Raw genomic sequence first — 15,797 nt, 5'->3', positions numbered from 1 at the left:
GGAATTGGAGCGGGTTTTAGCCCATCGGGCGGGCAATCTCAATCGCGCGCTGGCGGCGGGGTCACCGCGCCTTGGGAGCCTTATCGGCGGGTGCCGCGTGGCGGCCCACGCAACCGTTCAATTCTCGGGCTCGGAGTCACTCGTGACGGGTCCAAACCGTATGCGGCCCGTTCGCCCCGCTGCCTCAGCAATCCGCGTCGGTGTAGGTCGTGCCATCAAACTCGAATGAGCCGTTCCAGCTTCCACTGTCACAAAACGCATTCGTGTGGGTGGTGCCGGGTGCGATGGTGTTGCCCGTGCCCGCGACGGTTGTCCCGCCCGTCCCTGCATCGATGACAAGGATATTGCCGCCGAAAAAAGATATCGTCTGATCGAACGCCCCGCTTACGGTTAGTCCCGTAAACGACACCGTTGCGTCGCCGCGGATGACTAGCGCCAAGCCCGAGCCATTGGCGCCATGTATGGTCGAGTCGGAGAGCGTCGCCTCGCTGTTGCGGCCGAAAAATATTCCGGTGAAGACGCCGCTCATTTCAAGATTGGTGAGAGTTATATCTCGGGCACGGTCTCTGATCAGTATGCCGCCATACGTGTTCCCCACAATCCGGCCAAGGTCAAAGAATGAAGAGTTTCTCACAGTAACATCTGACGAATCCTCTCCGATAAAAATGCCGGAGGCGGTCAGAGTGCGAATATCGACATCGTCGATGAGGACGTTGTCGCTGCCGTCAGCCAGCACAATTCCATAAATCATTGGGTAAGCCGACGAGGTGGCGCCGGCGATATTGATCCCGGTAACATGCGTGTCGCTGGCCGTATTGAGCACCACCTGATCGCCTCCCGCACCGGCGGACGGTTGGAAGGTCGGGCGGGAGCCTTCTGCGGTGAATGCCATCACCGTGCCTGACGTCGTGCCGCGCACCTCGATGGTCGAGCCTGCGCCCATCAGGGTTTGCGCCCCCTCTATGGTGTGTTCACCGACGAGCGCGCCCGCGTCGCCGTTGGCAATGATAAGCGAGTTCGCGCCGGCTGTTGACGATGTCGTGGTCAGGTCTCCCGTCGCGTCGACAGTTGCGACGCGGTCGAAGCGAACGCCGGTCTCGGCGTCTTCGACGGCTTCCGTGGCTGTCGAGTCCGTCGTCGTGCTCGTCGTCCGGGTATCGGTGACGATGTCGGTATCGCGCTCCAGGCCTTCCGACATGCGGCGTTCCTGAGCTGTGAGCGCGCGCGAGGCGTACGCGGAGCGGCCTTCCGCTCCGAACGGCAGGCGAAGCCTCGCGCCAATCTCGAAGCGATCGTCGCGCAGGTCGTCGTGAGAGTATTCTCCTTCAAACGTCAGGCGGGAGCCGTCCCACTCGCCGAGGATCTCGTCCACACGCCATTCCGCGCGCAGTCGCGGCCCGGTAAGCGAATCGGGCAAGTCCGGATGGTCGAAGTGGTAGGCGCCGGCATAGACCCGCAACTCGTGGCGCGGTCCCGGAAGATCGAGTGGCGTCGCGTACAGCTTGGCGCCGATCTCGGCATCGATGCCCCACAGCGCAAGCTCGTCCTGGCTGATCGTCGTGGTGGTTGTGTTTGTGACAAGTCCGATGGTCGACCCGGTGAATTCCAATACCGGGGCCGTCGTGACGAAAGACGACGCGCGGAACAGGTTCTCGCTGTCGTTCAGCGGCAGATAGGCGTTGGCGCGGAAATCCCAGCGGTCGGAGAGGGCCTCGATGCCGCCCGTGAGCTGTCGGAAGGTGTTGCCGAACTGGCTTTCGCGGATGTCGTAGCCGCCCCAGAAACCGAGGTTCCAGCCGCCGGAACTCATTTGCCGATAGCCGAGCGCGAAGTTTCCTTCGCGCATGTCGTCCTCGAACAGCTTGCCGCGCATTTCGCCGAACAGCAGCGAGGTGGCCCCCTGCGCCAACGGCACCCAGAGCACCGCTTCGCCTCGGCTTGTGTCGCTCGAACCGTAGAAACCGCCAAGCTCCAGCCATGGCGCCCATTTCTCCTGGGCAGCGACCGGAGACGCCGAGCCGAGCAGAAACATCGCACAAGCGGCAGATCGTCCGACGGCTAATTTCAACGGAATTGCCCGATAGTTAAATGCGATTCGTCAGTATGGCGAACTTCCTGATAACGAAATCGATCGATCCAATGGTCACAAGTTGGACACACCTGTAAAAAAGTAGCGGCCGAGGCCGATGGTGAAGATCAGCCAACCCCACAGCGTGTGCTCGATGAAGACGGCCCAGAACGAGCGCGTGACCGCATAACGCGCGGCCAGGATCAAGCCGCCGAGCGCCGTCGCGGCAATGGCGAACGGAGAGCCCATGACGATGTGCGCGTATCCGAACAGAAGCCCGTTCACGATCACGATGAGCCAGACCTGCGAGCCGAACATCGGCCCGTAGCGGTGGAAGAAGAACGAGCGGTAAAGCAGCTCCTGTGCCGCCACCGAGAAGACGGGATAGCCGATCATGATGCGCATGTACGTGTCGGGGCGATTGGCCGGAAATTCGAGGAACCACGCCGGGTGATAGCTTTTCACCCACCATGTCGCCGCCCCGCCCATGACGAGAAAGATCAGCACAATCGAGAGCGCGTTGCGCCACCGGATGCCGCGCCGCAACTCGTCGCGCAGGCGGAACGTCGGATCGATTAGAAGCAGGAACGCGGCGATGAACAGCACAGGGAGAAGCGCGACGAAGATCGGGATCTTGGTGCCCGCCGGAATGTAGTCCGACAGCAGCGGAATGCGCTCGCCGTGGACGAGCCACATCATCACGAGCGGCGCGAGCCCGAACAGCAACGCCATCTCGGCAAGCCGCCAAGTCCATCCAAAAGGCGAGAGCCGCTCGGGCGAGGCCACCGTGCCGCCCGCCTTGATCACGTCCGCCACGGCGTCCCCCAACACATCCCCTTGCCTCGGCATCCGCTGCCGATAGTTCTCGTCTCCGAGAGTTTCCCGCCCGTCGCAGCTACGTCAAGCTGGTCGACGGACCTTAGCGGCGCTGCCAGCGGTGCTCGATTTCGGCGGCAATGGATTGTGCCGCGTCGAGCGCGGGATAGCTCCACGTCTCAAGCGTTTCGAAGCGCTCCGGCGCGGGCCGCGTCACCCCGAGATCGTGCAGGGCGGCGTGGAACACCTTGAATTTCTCGGCGCCGCCTTCGGGCTCGAAGACATAGATAGGACGGCCGGTCGCCGCCGCCTCGCCCGCCATGTTGACGCTGTCGGCCGTGACGAGGAATGCGTCGGCGCCCGCTAGAAACGCGGGATAGGGATTTGGCCCCTCCCCCGTCCACAGCAGCGCGCCGGTCTCGCGTTGCAGCGCTTCGAGCGCGGTCACAAGCGCATTCGGCGTGCGCCGCGACGTGGTGATCATCAGACCGGCGCCAAGCATCGCAAGCGACCGGACAACATCCTGAAACCTCCCAATCACCGGCTCCGGGTAGAGGTAGCGCTCGTTCGGCCCGCCGACGAGGACGGCAACGCGGGGGGAGCGAAGTGCGCCGATGGCGGCGTCGGGCTCGGCACGGATGTCCGCAAGGCGGCGCGCGGAAAACCTGTGCGGGGCCGTCAAGGTCGTGACGACATTCGCCCCGCGCCGTTTGTCATGCTGCGGCACCCAGAAGAGATCGGCCGTCGCGGGGCTTGTCTTAGGATCGAGCATCACGACCGTGTACGTCTTGAGGCCCGCTCGCCGCTTCAAGGCGCGGATATAGGGCGTGGTCGTGCGGCCCGCCGCGAACGCGATCGGCGGCCACGGCGGCGCAAACAGCGAGCCTGCACGGCCGAACCGTTCGGCAGGCGAGACCGGCCCCCATGGCGCCATCGCCGTCCAAATGCCGGACGGCCGGATGCGCTTCATCTCGACGTCGAGCCCGAGGGCTTCCGCGACCCCGAGGCACAGGGCTTCATGCCCCGCCTTCCCGTCACTAATGATCCACGCTTTCGCACCCGCCATGGCGCGCTCAGGTTCCATGTGCGCGCTCCGTCGGCCGTATCGCGTTCTGCATGGGGCTCACATTGTCTCGCGGCGAGGGAGCTGTCTACTGCTTCCGGCAGCGGTATTTCGAGCAATAGACCGCTCTTTATGCACAGGAAATCTTTGCATTTGTTGCCGTCCTGCCCTACGCCGGGAGACACCGACGCCATCGAGGACATGTTATGGCCTTCCGCCTGGACGCAACCGACCGCCGCATTCTGCGCGAGCTGATGGCCGATGGCGCGCTTACCAACGTCGCATTGGCCAAGAAGGTGGGGCTGTCCGCGCCGCCATGCCTCCGGCGGGTGCGTGCGCTCGAAGCCGCGGGCGTCATCCAGGGCTATACGGCGCTGGTGGACGAACGGGTGCTCGGCTTCGAGCTGACGGCGTTCGCCCTCGTCGGGTTGCACAACCAGGCCGAGCCGGACCTGCGCGCCTTCGAAGACCTGGTGCTGTCCTGGCCCGTCGTACGGGAGGCTCACATGCTGTCGGGCGAAAGCGACTACATCCTGAAGTGCGTGACGCCCGATCTCTCGACCTTCCAGGACTTCGTCCTGAAGGAGCTGACAGCGGCCCCGAACGTGGCCAGCGTCAAGACGAACCTCGCCATCCGCCGCGCGAAGCTCGCGCCCGGCGTGCCGCTCACCGTGCCGGACGATGCGGGCTAACGCCCGCTATTTGTGGTGAACGCTAAGGAATTTCTAACGTTTTTCGCCGAGGCTCTCGCGCTTGGACGCGATCCTGCGAGCAGATCGCCTCCTTTCCTCCCCTGCCATCCGCGGTCGGTACGCCCGGCGTTCGAAGCGGTTTCTTCGCTCGCAGGTTTGCGTGCGGAGTCGTTTCTCAATGGTCACACGGTTTACGAACCAGGCGGGGCAGGCAACGTTCTCGGACGAGGATCTGCGCGTCTTTCTCGATGCGATCCCCACGCCCCTGTCGTGGGCCAGTATCGCCGACGAAAAGATCCGCTTCGTCAACCGAAGCTTCAAGAGAACGTTCGGCTACACCGACGACGCCTTCGACACCGTCTTCCAGTGGATCGATCAAGTCTACCTCCGCGCGGAAGACCGTATCAAATCGCGTGCGCTCTGGGAGCGGCTCTGGATGGGTGGCCAGGGCGCGATCGACGATGTCGACACCGTCGAGCTTCAGATCCTGTGCGGCGACGGAAGCGTCAAGACGGTGCAGCATCGCGGCGTTCTGCTGCATGACCTCGGAATCGCCATCGCGACGTTCGAGGACGTTTCACATCACAAAACCGCAGAGCACGCGTTGCGCTCGATTGCATTTCTCGATTCCTTGACCGGCCTGCCCAACAGGCGCGCGCTGGAGCTTCGCTGGGCGCAGGATCTCCCCACACGAGAGGCCGGCACTGCGATGGCCGCGTTGTTGCTGATCGATCTGGACGGCTTCAAGGCGGTCAACGATGGCCTCGGACACGAGGCCGGGGACGAAGTTCTCGTCGAGGTCGGCCGGCGCCTCCGCGCAAGTGTGCGCCATGACGACTTGACGTGCCGTCTCGGGGGCGACGAGTTCGTCGTCTACCTGCCAACGCTCGCGGACATGGCCCGCGTTCCACATGTGTGCCAACGCATCAAATCGGCCGTTTCACGTCCCATCCAGATCGGAAACGAGCGCGCGACAGTGGGATGCACGGTCGGCGTCAGCCTGTTCCCTCAGGATGGGCGGGACTTGAAGGAGCTGCTGAATTGCGCGGACCAGGCGCTCTATCGCCTCAAGGCGGCGCGCAAGGGAAGCTGGGGATGGTTTCGCGTTCCGGCCGTGGCGTGATGGTGCACAACGGCTGCGGCGATCACGTCACCTTCTGCTTGTTGTAAAGATCGGGGAACAGGCGCGCCCACAAGGCTGCGATGCCGATCGCGCCCGCGCCGCCGATCACGACGGCAGGTACCGCACCGATGAGCGCGGCCATCGTGCCGGCACGGAACTCTCCCACCTCGTTCGATGCGCCGATGAACACGCTGTTGACGGCACTGACACGCCCACGCACGTCGTCGGGCGTCGCGAGTTGGATCAGCGTCGCACGGACGTTGACGCTCAGCATGTCGGCCGCGCCCATCATGAACAGCATCGGGACCGAGAGCCAGAGCGTCGTCGACAACCCGAAAATCACGATCGAGAGGCCATAGACCGCAACGCCCGCGAACATGATGCGGCCTGCGTGATTGCGGATCGGGTTGCGCACGAGATAGATGGCGGTGACGAGCGCACCGACGCCCGCCGCCGAACGCAGGAAACCGAGACCCATCGGTCCCGCATCGAGGATGTCGCGCGCGAAGATCGGCAGCAGCGCCATGACCCCGCCAAGCAGCACCGCGAAAAGGTCGAGCGTGATCGCGCCGAGCACGACGGGATTGGAGCGGATGTAGCGCACGCCCGCCAGCATGGTTTCGACGGAGCGTTTCTCTCCGCTCGCGCGCTGCGTCGTTCTCGGAATGAGGGCCGTCAAGACAATCGCCACGCAAAACATCGAAAAGGCGACGATGTAAGGCACCTGAAAGGAGAGTCCATAGAGCAGGCCGCCGATGGCGGGGCCGATCGTGAAAGAAGCCTGCATGGCCGAGGAATTCCACGCCACCGCATTGGCGAAGACTTCGCGCGGCACGAGATTGGCGGCGAGCGACTGCAACGACGGCGTCAGGAACGCGCGCGCGAGGCCGAACAGCGTCAGGACGGCGAACACCGGCCAGATGGGGTGGCCCGAGTCCACCTCCGCCGTGTGCAAGACCCAGAACACGCCGAGAGAGGCCGCACAGATCGCTTCGAGCGCGATGCAAAGGCCCATGACGGCGCGGCGGTCGTAGCGATCCGCAACGGCGCCCGTCGCGAGCACGAACAGCAACGCGGGCGCGAACTGCACGAGGCCAACCATGCCGAGCAGAAAGGCGTTGCGCGTCTCGTCGTAGATCTGCCAGCCGACGGCGACGGACACGATCTGGATGGCAAAGCTGTTGCAGAAGCGCGCCAGCCAGTAGAGCACGAACGCCCGGTAGGCGAAGGCGGATTTCGGGGCAGTGGCCGCCGCGCCGAGGCTTTTTTTCTCACTCATCGCTCAGCTCGCACTCAAACGCCGGGGCATTGCATGCCCTTTCAAATAAGGTGCAGGTCTCGTGCTGCGGACTTCACGATCTCGACGCGCGATTGCGCCGATGCGGCATTCGCCATGTCGATGTTCAATACAAACAAACGCGATCCCTTGCCGCTCTCGATCCAGCCAACGAACCAGCCGAGCGCGATCTCGTCGGCCCATCCCGTCTTCCCGCGAAGGACATAGTCCGACGTTCGCTCGACCTCCATGACCTCATGGACGAGCGTTTGTGCGCGCTCGGAAACGGCCAGGCGTTTTGCACGCAGCTCATCGAGAAAACGGATCTGCTCAAGCGCGCTGATCCGAAGCTTGCCGGTGAGCCAGAAGGCGTCGATCGCCGCGCCGGAGAGATCGCAGTTTCCGTACCCCATTTTATCGACAAACTGCTGCATGCGCTCCCGGCCGATACGCCGCGCGACGTCCTGATAGACCCAAACGGCAGAGTTGCGGAAAGCATCGCGCAAAGGCTGGTCGCGGTTCCAGGCCGCAACGGGCTGACCCGAAAAACCACGCTCCTTGCCGTCCCACCGAAACACCGGCGCATCGAGGCTGTCGGCAACGCCGGTTTCGAGCGCGATCAGCGTGTTCGGGATCTTGAATGTCGAAGCGGGCAGAAAACCCCGCTCGGCACGCGCCCGGTCGGAAACGCCGATGTCGCCGTTTTCGAGTTCGAAGACGAGAACGCCGGTCTGCCCTGCTGCCGCAATCGGACGCGACAGGCTTGGCACGAGCGATACGGGTTTCGTCGCTGCAAAAGCCGCGGATCCCACCGACGCGAGAAACCCGCCGACAGGGAGAGCGGCGAGCGCCGTGAGCAGGCGCCGCCGGTCGAGATGCGAACTCGGTGATTTCCCCGCGAGCGAAGAGCGCACCCCAGCGTCAGTGTCGCGGGGCACGGCCGCCCTCACTTCCACTCGATCTTGAGGACTTCGTAGGAGCGCGCGCCTTTGGGCGTCGTGACTTCGGCGGTATCGCCCTGGCCCTTGCCGATCAGCGCGCGCGCAATGGGGCTCGAAATCGAGATCTTGCCGGCCTTCACGTCGGCTTCGAGATCGCCCACGATCTTGTACTTCACCTTCTCGCCGGTGTCCTCGTCCTCAAGATGGACGGTCGCGCCGAACTTGATGGACGTGCCCGAGAGCTTCGACGTGTCGACGACCTCGGCGCGATTGATCTTGTCTTCGAGTTCGGCCACGCGCGCTTCGTTAAAGCCCTGGGCTTCCTTCGCGGCGTGATACTCGGCGTTCTCCGAGAGATCGCCGTGTGCGCGAGCCTCAGCGATGGCCTGGATGATCCGCGGGCGCTCCTCGGCTTTCAGACGATGAAGCTCCGTTTCGAGCGACTTGAAGCCCTCGATCGTCATCGGAACCCGTTCCATCGACATCGCTAAATTCTCCCATTCGGTCTGGCCGCTTGACCAGAACCCACATGATCCCAACGATTTCGGTACTCGGTAGTGCGACTTTACGCAGGCTAACGCCCGACAGAGCCAAAACGCCTCAAGAGGCGGGGCCCACGTAGGCCTGCAGAGGAGCCACTTTGAGGATATCGGCCTTCAAGGCCTTGATCGCGCGCGTCACGGCGACGGCGCCTGCCAAAGTTGTATAATACGGCGTGTGGTGAAGCAAGGCCGTGCGCCGGATGTCCTTGCTGTCGGACACCGCCTTGGCGCCTTCAGTTGTATTAAAGACCAGGGAAATTTCCCCGTTCTTGATCGCGTCCACGATGTGGGGACGCCCCTCCAGCACCTTGTTTACAACTTCACATTGTACGCCGTTGGCTTCGAGGTGCCGTTTGGTGCCACGGGTGGCGACAACCTTGAAGCCAAGCTCCACTAGCTCGCGGAGCGGAGCCAGGATGCGATCCTTGTCGCTGTCCTTGACCGAGACGAAGACCGTGCCGGAAAGCGGCAGCTTCTGGCCCGCGCCGAGCTGGCTCTTGGCGAACGCAATCGAGAAGTCGCGGTCGATGCCCATCACCTCGCCCGTGGAGCGCATCTCCGGCCCGAGGATCGGGTCCACGCCCTGGAAGCGGGCGAAGGGGAACACGGCTTCCTTGACCGCAACATGCTCGACGCGCGCGGGCTTGAGGCCGAAATCGGCGAGCGGACGGCCCGCCATCACCTCGGCGGCGATGGCAGCGATCGGAAGACCGATCACCTTGGCGACGAACGGCACCGTGCGCGACGCGCGCGGATTGACCTCAAGCACGTAAACGGCCTCGTCCTTGATCGCGAACTGGACGTTCATGAGGCCGACGACGCCGAGCGCCAGCGCCATCTCGCGCGCCTGGCGCTCAAGCTCTGCGATGACGGCGGGCGAAAGAGAATGCGGCGGCAGCGAGCACGCCGAGTCGCCCGAATGGATACCGGCTTCCTCGATGTGCTCCATGATACCGGCGATGAACGTATCCTTTCCGTCGGAGAGACAGTCCACGTCCACTTCGATAGCGTCGGCGAGATAGCGGTCAATGAGCAGCGGGCGCTTGTCCGACACGACAAGCTCCGACGGACGGTCGAGCGTCGCCGACAGGCGCGTGATGTAGCGCTCCACTTCCGCGCGGTCGTGGACGATCTCCATCGCGCGGCCGCCCAGCACGTAAGAGGGGCGGATGACGACGGGGAACGTCACAGCTTCCGCGATGCCCGCCGCTTCGCCCGGCGTGCGCGCGATACCGCTTTCCGGCTGCGTGAGACCGAGCTTTTCGATCAGCGCCTTGAAGCGGTCGCGGTCCTCCGCGAGGTCGATGGCGTCCGGCGAAGTGCCGAGGATCGGCACGCCTGCCTCCTCCAGTGCCTCCGCGAGCTTGAGCGGAGTCTGGCCGCCGAACTGCACGATCACGCCCTTGAGCGTGCCGTTCTCCTGCTCGCGCCGGATGATCTCGATCACGTCTTCGGCCGTCAGCGGCTCGAAGTAGAGCCGGTCCGACGTGTCGTAGTCGGTCGAGACGGTTTCGGGGTTGCAGTTGACCATGATGGTCTCGTACCCGGCCGCCGTCAGCGAAAAGCAGGCATGGCAGCAGCAGTAGTCGAACTCGATGCCCTGGCCGATACGGTTCGGGCCACCACCGAGGATGACGATCTTTTCGCGGTCGGAGGGCGCGGCTTCGCAGACCGGCTGATCCGTTAGACCCCGCTCATAGGTCGAGTACATATAGGCGGTGGGAGAGGCGAACTCCGCCGCGCAGGTGTCGATGCGCTTGAAGACCGGGCGCACGCCCGCCGCGTGGCGCGCAGCGCGCACGTCGGCTTCGGTCTTTCCGGAAAGCGTTGCGAGGCGGGCGTCCGAGAAGCCCATCGCCTTGAGGAAGCGGATATGCTCGGCCGACGTCGGAAGCCCATGCGCCTTCACGCGCGCTTCGACGTCGACGATCTCCTGAATGCGCGCGATGAACCACGGGTCGATCTTGCACGACGCGTGCACCTGCTCGGCATCGACGCCGAGACGCAGCGCCTGCGCGACTTTGAGCAGGCGATCCGGTGTCGGGCGGCCGAGGGCTGCGCGGATCACGTTCTTGTCGTCGCCCGCACCGAGGCCTTCGAGCTCGATGTCGTCGAGGCCGGTGAGACCCGTCTCCATGGAGCGGAGCGCCTTCTGCAGGCTTTCGGCGAAGGTGCGGCCGATGGCCATCGCCTCGCCGACCGAGCGCATGGCGGTGGTGAGCGTCGGGTCGGCGCCCGCAAACTTCTCGAACGCGAAGCGCGGAATCTTCGTGACGACATAGTCGATGGTCGGCTCGAACGACGCGGGCGTCGCGCCGCCCGTGATGTCGTTCTCCAACTCGTCGAGCGTGTAGCCGACCGCGAGACGGGCCGCGACCTTTGCAATCGGGAACCCCGTCGCCTTGGAGGCGAGCGCAGACGAGCGTGACACGCGCGGGTTCATCTCGATGACCACAAGGCGGCCGTCGTCGGGGTTGACGGCAAACTGCACGTTCGAGCCGCCGGTCTCGACGCCGATCTCGCGCAGCACCGCCAGCGAGGCGTCGCGCATGATCTGGTATTCTTTGTCGGTAAGCGTGAGCGCGGGCGCGACGGTGATGCTGTCGCCCGTGTGCACACCCATCGGATCGATGTTCTCGATCGAGCAAACGATGATGCAGTTGTCCGCACGATCGCGGACCACCTCCATCTCGTACTCCTTCCAGCCGAGCAGGCTCTCGTCGATCAGGATCTGGCCGACTGGCGAGGCGTCGAGGCCGGAGCGGACGATCTGCTCGAACTCTTCGCGGTTGTAGGCCACGCCGCCGCCGGTGCCGCCGAGCGTGAAGGCCGGGCGGATGATGGCCGGAAGTCCGACCATATCGAGCGCGCGCATGGCTTCCGCGAAGCCCGCCTGCGTGTCGTAGCGGACGATCTGTCCCGTTTCGTCTTTGATCGGCGGCGACGAGGCGATCATCGCGCGCGGGCTTTCGAGACCGATGCGATCCATGGCCTCGCGGAAGAGCTTGCGGTCCTCCGCCTTGTCGATGGCTTCGGCGCGGGCGCCGATCAGCTCCACATCGTATTCGGCGAGCACGCCCTGCCTTTCGAGCGCGAGCGCGGTGTTGAGCGCCGTCTGCCCGCCCATCGTCGGCAGCAGCACGAGCTTATCGTTCGGGCGCGCCGTCCGCTCCGCCGCGATGATCTTGGCGACGATCTCGGGCGTGATCGGCTCGATGTAGGTCGCATCCGCCAGGTCCGGATCCGTCATGATCGTGGCCGGATTGGAGTTGACCAGAATGATCCGGTAGCCCTCGGCTTTAAGCGCCTTGCAGGCTTGGGTTCCGGAATAGTCGAACTCGCACGCCTGGCCGATGATGATCGGGCCGGCACCGATGATGAGAATGGAGTCGATGTCTGTGCGTTTGGGCATGGCGAGGGCGGTTCTATTCGACGGTTTCGGGTTTGGCTATAGCCCAGACGCACTCGTTCCAGCGGTCGACCTGCGACCCGTTGGACGGCGGCGGGCAGTGAACGGCTTCCGACAACAAGCGAGGGCACCTTTCGGCACCCTCGCAGATTCTTTCAACCCCTTTTCCGGCGATGTTACTGGCCACCATCCGTTTTCGGCGGCTCGATCACATCCTTAGGGGGCTCGATCTCGATTTTGTCGGGGTAGGTGTAGACTTCCTTGAAGAGCGGCTTATCCAGGTGCCCCTGCCGGGCCAGGATGCTGCGCACCGGCAGACCCGTTTCGGGGTTGAGGTACACCATGCGGACGGCCTCGTTTTTCTGCGCGGTGCTCGGCATCTGCCTCATTTCCTCAGGCATATCCGTCGGCGGATCCGGATCGAGCCCGCGATAAGCCCGAACCTTCTCGCCCTCAAGCGTCTCGGCGCCGAGGCACTCGAACTTGCCGACCTCCTGATAAACCTGGGCAATGCTCTTGATCATGTACTGAAGGAGCATATCGGTCTCGGCCGCCGGCAGCAGGGTCCAGCCCTGGCCGCTGTTGGTCCAGGCCTTCTCGTCCACGACGACGCTTTCCACCCGCGGGCCCGTGCCGCCGATGGGCTCCACGATCTGGCGCATCCGGTTGGGCGTCTGATACTCGACGGTCATTTTCACCGGGCCCGATTCGGTAATCATGTTCGTCTCTTTGCGCAGGAACGGCTGCTTGCCCTGCGACATCACCGCGAGTGCGACCTCCTGGGAGCAATCGGCCGCGGCGGGCGTGGTCATCAGGCTCGCGGCAACTGCGAGGGCGGCGAACGTCGCATGACGTATCATCGTGTCGGTTCCTTCCCTTTGGCGGCTTCTTAGCCCCTTTTTTCAGGGGTCCGAAGCTTCGTGTGTGAATTAAGTCGTTTTCCGTTTGCCGCAAGTGGTCGTCACGGCTGGGCGTCGAGATCCCTGTTGCCCATCGGCGGAATGATGTTGATGTCCGTCGGATAGGTAAACTCTTCGCGGTGAACCGGCACGCCGCTGCCGTCCGGCGCACCGACGACGTTGAACGCTGGGAGGCGCGTGTCCGGGTCGACGTAGATCGTGCGCGCCAGAACTGCCCCGTTCTCGCCTGTCTCCGCCGGGCTCTGATAACCGAGGTAGGTTTTACCCTCGTAGCTCACCTCGCCGAGACATTTGAAATCGATGCTCGCCTTGGGCGGCTGGAACGTGTTCAGGATGTGGATCGCGACAACCCGGGCGTGCGGGGCTTCCATCTCGCTCCAGGCGCCGTTGTCCGCGCTCCAGGCCCAACGGTTCACCCCGATCGTTTCAACCGTCTGATCGCCTACCTTGACCGTGCGGTGCATGCGGTTCGGCGGCTGATAATCGAAAATCTGCTCCTGCGCGATGCCCGCGTCGCTTTCCGACACGATGCGCGTGCGCCACGGCTGCTCCTGTTGCTTCACAAAAGAGGCCTCGACCTCGGCACGGCCATCGCAGGCCTGCGCCGCGGGCGCGCCGGCGCACAAGGCAAAAAGCGGAAGAACAAGTAGTTTCAAGCGCATGGGGCCACTCATTTCACGACGCAAGGTTTCATCTACCGACGGGCGCGCACTCTATACGCCTCAGCAGGAAAAAGTCGATCATGATATGGGAACTTTGCTAAAGCGCGGCCGGCGACATCACCGTTCGGGCTCGGCAGTGACGCCCTTCTGCGCGCGCATGGCGTTCACGAAGCGGGTAAACAGGTAGTGGCTGTCCTGAGGACCGGGCGAGGCTTCGGGGTGGTACTGGACCGAGAAGATCGGCCGCCCTTCGAGCCGAATCCCGCAATTCGAGCCGTCGAACAGCGAGACGTGGGTCTCCACGACGCCCGCGGGAAGTGTTTCCCGATCGACGGCAAAGCCGTGGTTCATCGACGTAATTTCGACCTTGCCGGTCGTGGAATCCTTCACCGGATGGTTCGCGCCGTGATGGCCCTGATGCATCTTCTGCGTCTTGGCGCCGAGCGCGAGGCCCAGCATCTGGTGGCCGAGACAAATCCCGAACATCGGCAGGCCGGACTCGACCAGCTTCTGGATCTCCGGCACCGCGTAAGTGCCGGTGGCCGCCGGATCCCCCGGACCGTTCGACAGAAAGACGCCGTCGGGCTTGCGCGCGAGCACATCCTCGGCCGAGGTCGTGGCCGGCACGACCGTCACCTTGCAGCCGGCGGACGCGAGACAGCGCAAGATGTTGCGCTTCAGGCCGTAGTCGATGGCGACGACGTGAAAATCGGGGCTCTCGTTGCGGCCGTAGCCCTCGCCCCAGACCCAGCGCGTCTCGTCCCACGAATAGCTCTGCCCGCTCGTCACGTCGGGCACGAGATCGAGCCCGAGCAGGCCCGGCCATGCCTTCGCGTCTCCCTTGAGCTTCTCGATGTCGAACACGCCCGACGGATCGTGCGCGATGACCGCGTTCGGCATCCCCTTCTCGCGGATGCGCGCGGTGAGCGCGCGCGTATCGATGCCGGCGATGGCGATGATCCCGCGCGCCTTGAGCCACCGATCGAAGTGGGCGGTCGCGCGATAATTCGACGGGTCGGTGATGTCGGCGCGGAGCACCGCACCGCGAACCCCCGAGCGCGAGGCGAGATTCGACGTCTCGGTGTCCTCGTCGTTGGTGCCGATGTTGCCGACGTGGGGGAACGTAAAGGTGATGATCTGCCCGGCGTAGGATGGATCTGTCAGGATTTCCTGATAGCCCGTCATGGCGGTGTTGAAGCAGACCTCACCGGCCGCGCTGCCGGTGGCGCCGAGGCCCATGCCGGCGATGACGGTGCCGTCATCGAGCACAAGGCGGGCCGTGAGCGCGGTCTCGGTCCAAGGTGCGGGCGTGGCGGTCATCGTGAGCTCGATTTTGGGCTCGCAGGGGACGGTCTCGCACGCTCAGGTCACATGCAAGGGACAGTCCGCTCGAAGCCTGGTCCATGGATCGCGGCGGACCCTATGCGAGGGTGTTTGCCGCGTCAAGAAATTGGCAACCGCATGCGTTGGCACACGCTGTCGCTCCCCGCGCCCGAGCCGAACGCCGCCGTTGCTCGCGTTCGGAGGGCTCTTGTCCTATATAGCGGCCAAACATTCGGACAGAGAGAGGGTTCCATCATGCGCGCGCGCATCACGCAGGACATCAAGGACGCGATGAAGTCGGGCAACAAGGCGCGCCTCTCGACGCTCCGGCTGATCTCGGCGGCGATCAAGGATCGCGAAATCGGCGTCGGCGGCGCGGCCCCGGCGGAGGTGGGCGATGCGGACGTCGTCACCATCCTGCAGAAGATGGTGAAGCAGCGCCGCGAGAGTATCGCGACCTACGAAAAGGCCGGACGACAGGATCTCGCCGACCAGGAGAAGGCGGAAGTCGCGATTCTCGATGAGTATCTGCCGCAGCAGATGGACGAAGCCGCAACGAAGGCCGCCATCGGTGCGCTGATTGCGGAGCTGGGCGCGGCGGGCCCCAAGGACATGGGCCGCGTCATGGGGGCGCTCAAGGAGCGGTTTGCCGGGCAGATGGACTTCGGAAAGGCGAGCGGGCTCGTCAAGGAGTTGCTGAGCTAATCAGACCGCTTCAAGTGACGTGCCAGGGGCTTAACCCCTGGACCCATTTTTGATTGGCTGGAGAGCCAGTCAAACGCTCTTCCAAACCAAAAAAGGAGGGGGTCCGGGGGACACGTCCCCCCCGGGCGGGTGCGGGCGGCAGCCCGCTCGCGAAGCGACCGGCTGATTTTCGCGACCGGCCTGTGGATTGGGCTGACAAGTGCGTTTGGGCGCTCTTGCCGCCAATTAGGACACGAAGGAATCGCGTAACTTCGAGT

General features: G+C 64.1%; 13 protein-coding genes. 3 read left to right on the top strand and 10 right to left on the bottom strand.

Annotation, left to right across the window (positions count from 1 at the left end; genetic code table 11):
* Positions 1 to 184: 184 nt before the first annotated feature.
* The 3 genes from W911_RS10295 to W911_RS10285 form a co-directional block, all read right to left on the bottom strand.
* A complete protein-coding gene (locus W911_RS10295) occupies positions 185 to 2,032 on the bottom strand; it encodes an inverse autotransporter beta-barrel domain-containing protein (RefSeq protein WP_041316470.1) in 1,848 nt (615 codons plus the stop codon).
* Between the two features lie 111 nt (positions 2,033 to 2,143).
* A complete protein-coding gene (locus tag W911_RS17405) occupies positions 2,144 to 2,884 on the bottom strand; it encodes a CPBP family intramembrane glutamic endopeptidase (protein WP_158412859.1) in 741 nt (246 codons plus the stop codon).
* 103 nt (positions 2,885 to 2,987) lie between these two features.
* Complete coding sequence (locus W911_RS10285; RefSeq protein WP_023787477.1) at positions 2,988 to 3,968, bottom strand: mitochondrial fission ELM1 family protein; 981 nt, start codon at positions 3,966 to 3,968, stop codon at positions 2,988 to 2,990.
* A 185-nt stretch (positions 3,969 to 4,153) separates the two neighbouring features.
* Here W911_RS10285 and W911_RS10280 point away from each other — a divergent pair, with 185 nt between their 5' ends.
* Positions 4,154 to 4,639: an Lrp/AsnC family transcriptional regulator gene (locus tag W911_RS10280; RefSeq protein WP_023787476.1), complete on the top strand. Its 486-nt coding sequence runs from the start codon at positions 4,154 to 4,156 to the stop codon at positions 4,637 to 4,639.
* Positions 4,640 to 4,817: 178 nt separating this feature from the next.
* Entirely contained in the window at positions 4,818 to 5,762 is a 945-nt protein-coding gene (locus W911_RS10275) for a sensor domain-containing diguanylate cyclase (protein WP_023787475.1), read from the top strand.
* Between the two features lie 22 nt (positions 5,763 to 5,784).
* On the opposite strand, the gene W911_RS10270 is transcribed toward W911_RS10275, so the two are convergent.
* The 7 genes from W911_RS10270 to carA form a co-directional block, all read right to left on the bottom strand.
* Entirely contained in the window at positions 5,785 to 7,041 is a 1,257-nt protein-coding gene (locus tag W911_RS10270) for an MFS transporter (protein ID WP_023787474.1), read from the bottom strand.
* Positions 7,042 to 7,082: 41 nt separating this feature from the next.
* Positions 7,083 to 7,976 (bottom strand): penicillin-binding transpeptidase domain-containing protein, encoded by an 894-nt coding sequence (locus W911_RS10265; protein ID WP_158412858.1) that lies wholly within the window; start codon positions 7,974 to 7,976, stop codon positions 7,083 to 7,085.
* 8 nt (positions 7,977 to 7,984) lie between these two features.
* A complete protein-coding gene (gene greA, locus W911_RS10260; RefSeq protein ID WP_041318354.1) occupies positions 7,985 to 8,458 on the bottom strand; it encodes a transcription elongation factor GreA in 474 nt (157 codons plus the stop codon).
* Between the two features lie 121 nt (positions 8,459 to 8,579).
* Positions 8,580 to 11,933 carry a carbamoyl-phosphate synthase large subunit gene (gene carB, locus W911_RS10255; RefSeq protein ID WP_023787471.1) on the bottom strand — a complete coding sequence of 1,118 codons (3,354 nt, stop codon included), beginning with the start codon at positions 11,931 to 11,933 and terminating at the stop codon, positions 8,580 to 8,582.
* 173 nt (positions 11,934 to 12,106) lie between these two features.
* Complete coding sequence (locus tag W911_RS10250; protein WP_023787470.1) at positions 12,107 to 12,790, bottom strand: hypothetical protein; 684 nt, start codon at positions 12,788 to 12,790, stop codon at positions 12,107 to 12,109.
* Positions 12,791 to 12,891: 101 nt separating this feature from the next.
* The gene (locus W911_RS10245) at positions 12,892 to 13,536 is read right to left on the bottom strand and encodes a hypothetical protein (protein ID WP_210163465.1); all 645 of its coding nucleotides are present in this window, start codon (positions 13,534 to 13,536) and stop codon (positions 12,892 to 12,894) included.
* Positions 13,537 to 13,629: 93 nt separating this feature from the next.
* Positions 13,630 to 14,832: a glutamine-hydrolyzing carbamoyl-phosphate synthase small subunit gene (carA, locus tag W911_RS10240; RefSeq protein WP_023787468.1), complete on the bottom strand. Its 1,203-nt coding sequence runs from the start codon at positions 14,830 to 14,832 to the stop codon at positions 13,630 to 13,632.
* Positions 14,833 to 15,087: 255 nt separating this feature from the next.
* Here carA and W911_RS10235 point away from each other — a divergent pair, with 255 nt between their 5' ends.
* Positions 15,088 to 15,540 carry a GatB/YqeY domain-containing protein gene (locus W911_RS10235; protein ID WP_041318351.1) on the top strand — a complete coding sequence of 151 codons (453 nt, stop codon included), beginning with the start codon at positions 15,088 to 15,090 and terminating at the stop codon, positions 15,538 to 15,540.
* Positions 15,541 to 15,797 lie beyond the last annotated feature (257 nt).

It is taken from the genome of Hyphomicrobium nitrativorans NL23, assembly GCF_000503895.1.
Lineage (GTDB): Bacteria > Pseudomonadota > Alphaproteobacteria > Rhizobiales > Hyphomicrobiaceae > Hyphomicrobium_C > Hyphomicrobium_C nitrativorans.
This window is presented reverse-complemented; position numbering and strand designations above follow the sequence as displayed.

What these genes read in the sequence shown, in the direction of transcription:
- W911_RS10295 (WP_041316470.1), bottom strand. Translation starts at nt 2,032, where the DNA reads ATGTTTCTGCTCGGCTCGGCGTCTCCGGTCGCTGCCCAGGAGAAATGG.
- W911_RS10285 (WP_023787477.1), bottom strand. Translation starts at nt 3,968, where the DNA reads ATGGAACCTGAGCGCGCCATGGCGGGTGCGAAAGCGTGGATCATTAGT.
- W911_RS10280 (WP_023787476.1), top strand. Translation starts at nt 4,154, where the DNA reads ATGGCCTTCCGCCTGGACGCAACCGACCGCCGCATTCTGCGCGAGCTG.
- W911_RS10275 (WP_023787475.1), top strand. Translation starts at nt 4,818, where the DNA reads ATGGTCACACGGTTTACGAACCAGGCGGGGCAGGCAACGTTCTCGGAC.
- W911_RS10270 (WP_023787474.1), bottom strand. Translation starts at nt 7,041, where the DNA reads ATGAGTGAGAAAAAAAGCCTCGGCGCGGCGGCCACTGCCCCGAAATCC.
- greA (WP_041318354.1), bottom strand. Translation starts at nt 8,458, where the DNA reads ATGGAACGGGTTCCGATGACGATCGAGGGCTTCAAGTCGCTCGAAACG.
- carB (WP_023787471.1), bottom strand. Translation starts at nt 11,933, where the DNA reads ATGCCCAAACGCACAGACATCGACTCCATTCTCATCATCGGTGCCGGC.
- W911_RS10250 (WP_023787470.1), bottom strand. Translation starts at nt 12,790, where the DNA reads ATGATACGTCATGCGACGTTCGCCGCCCTCGCAGTTGCCGCGAGCCTG.
- carA (WP_023787468.1), bottom strand. Translation starts at nt 14,832, where the DNA reads ATGACCGCCACGCCCGCACCTTGGACCGAGACCGCGCTCACGGCCCGC.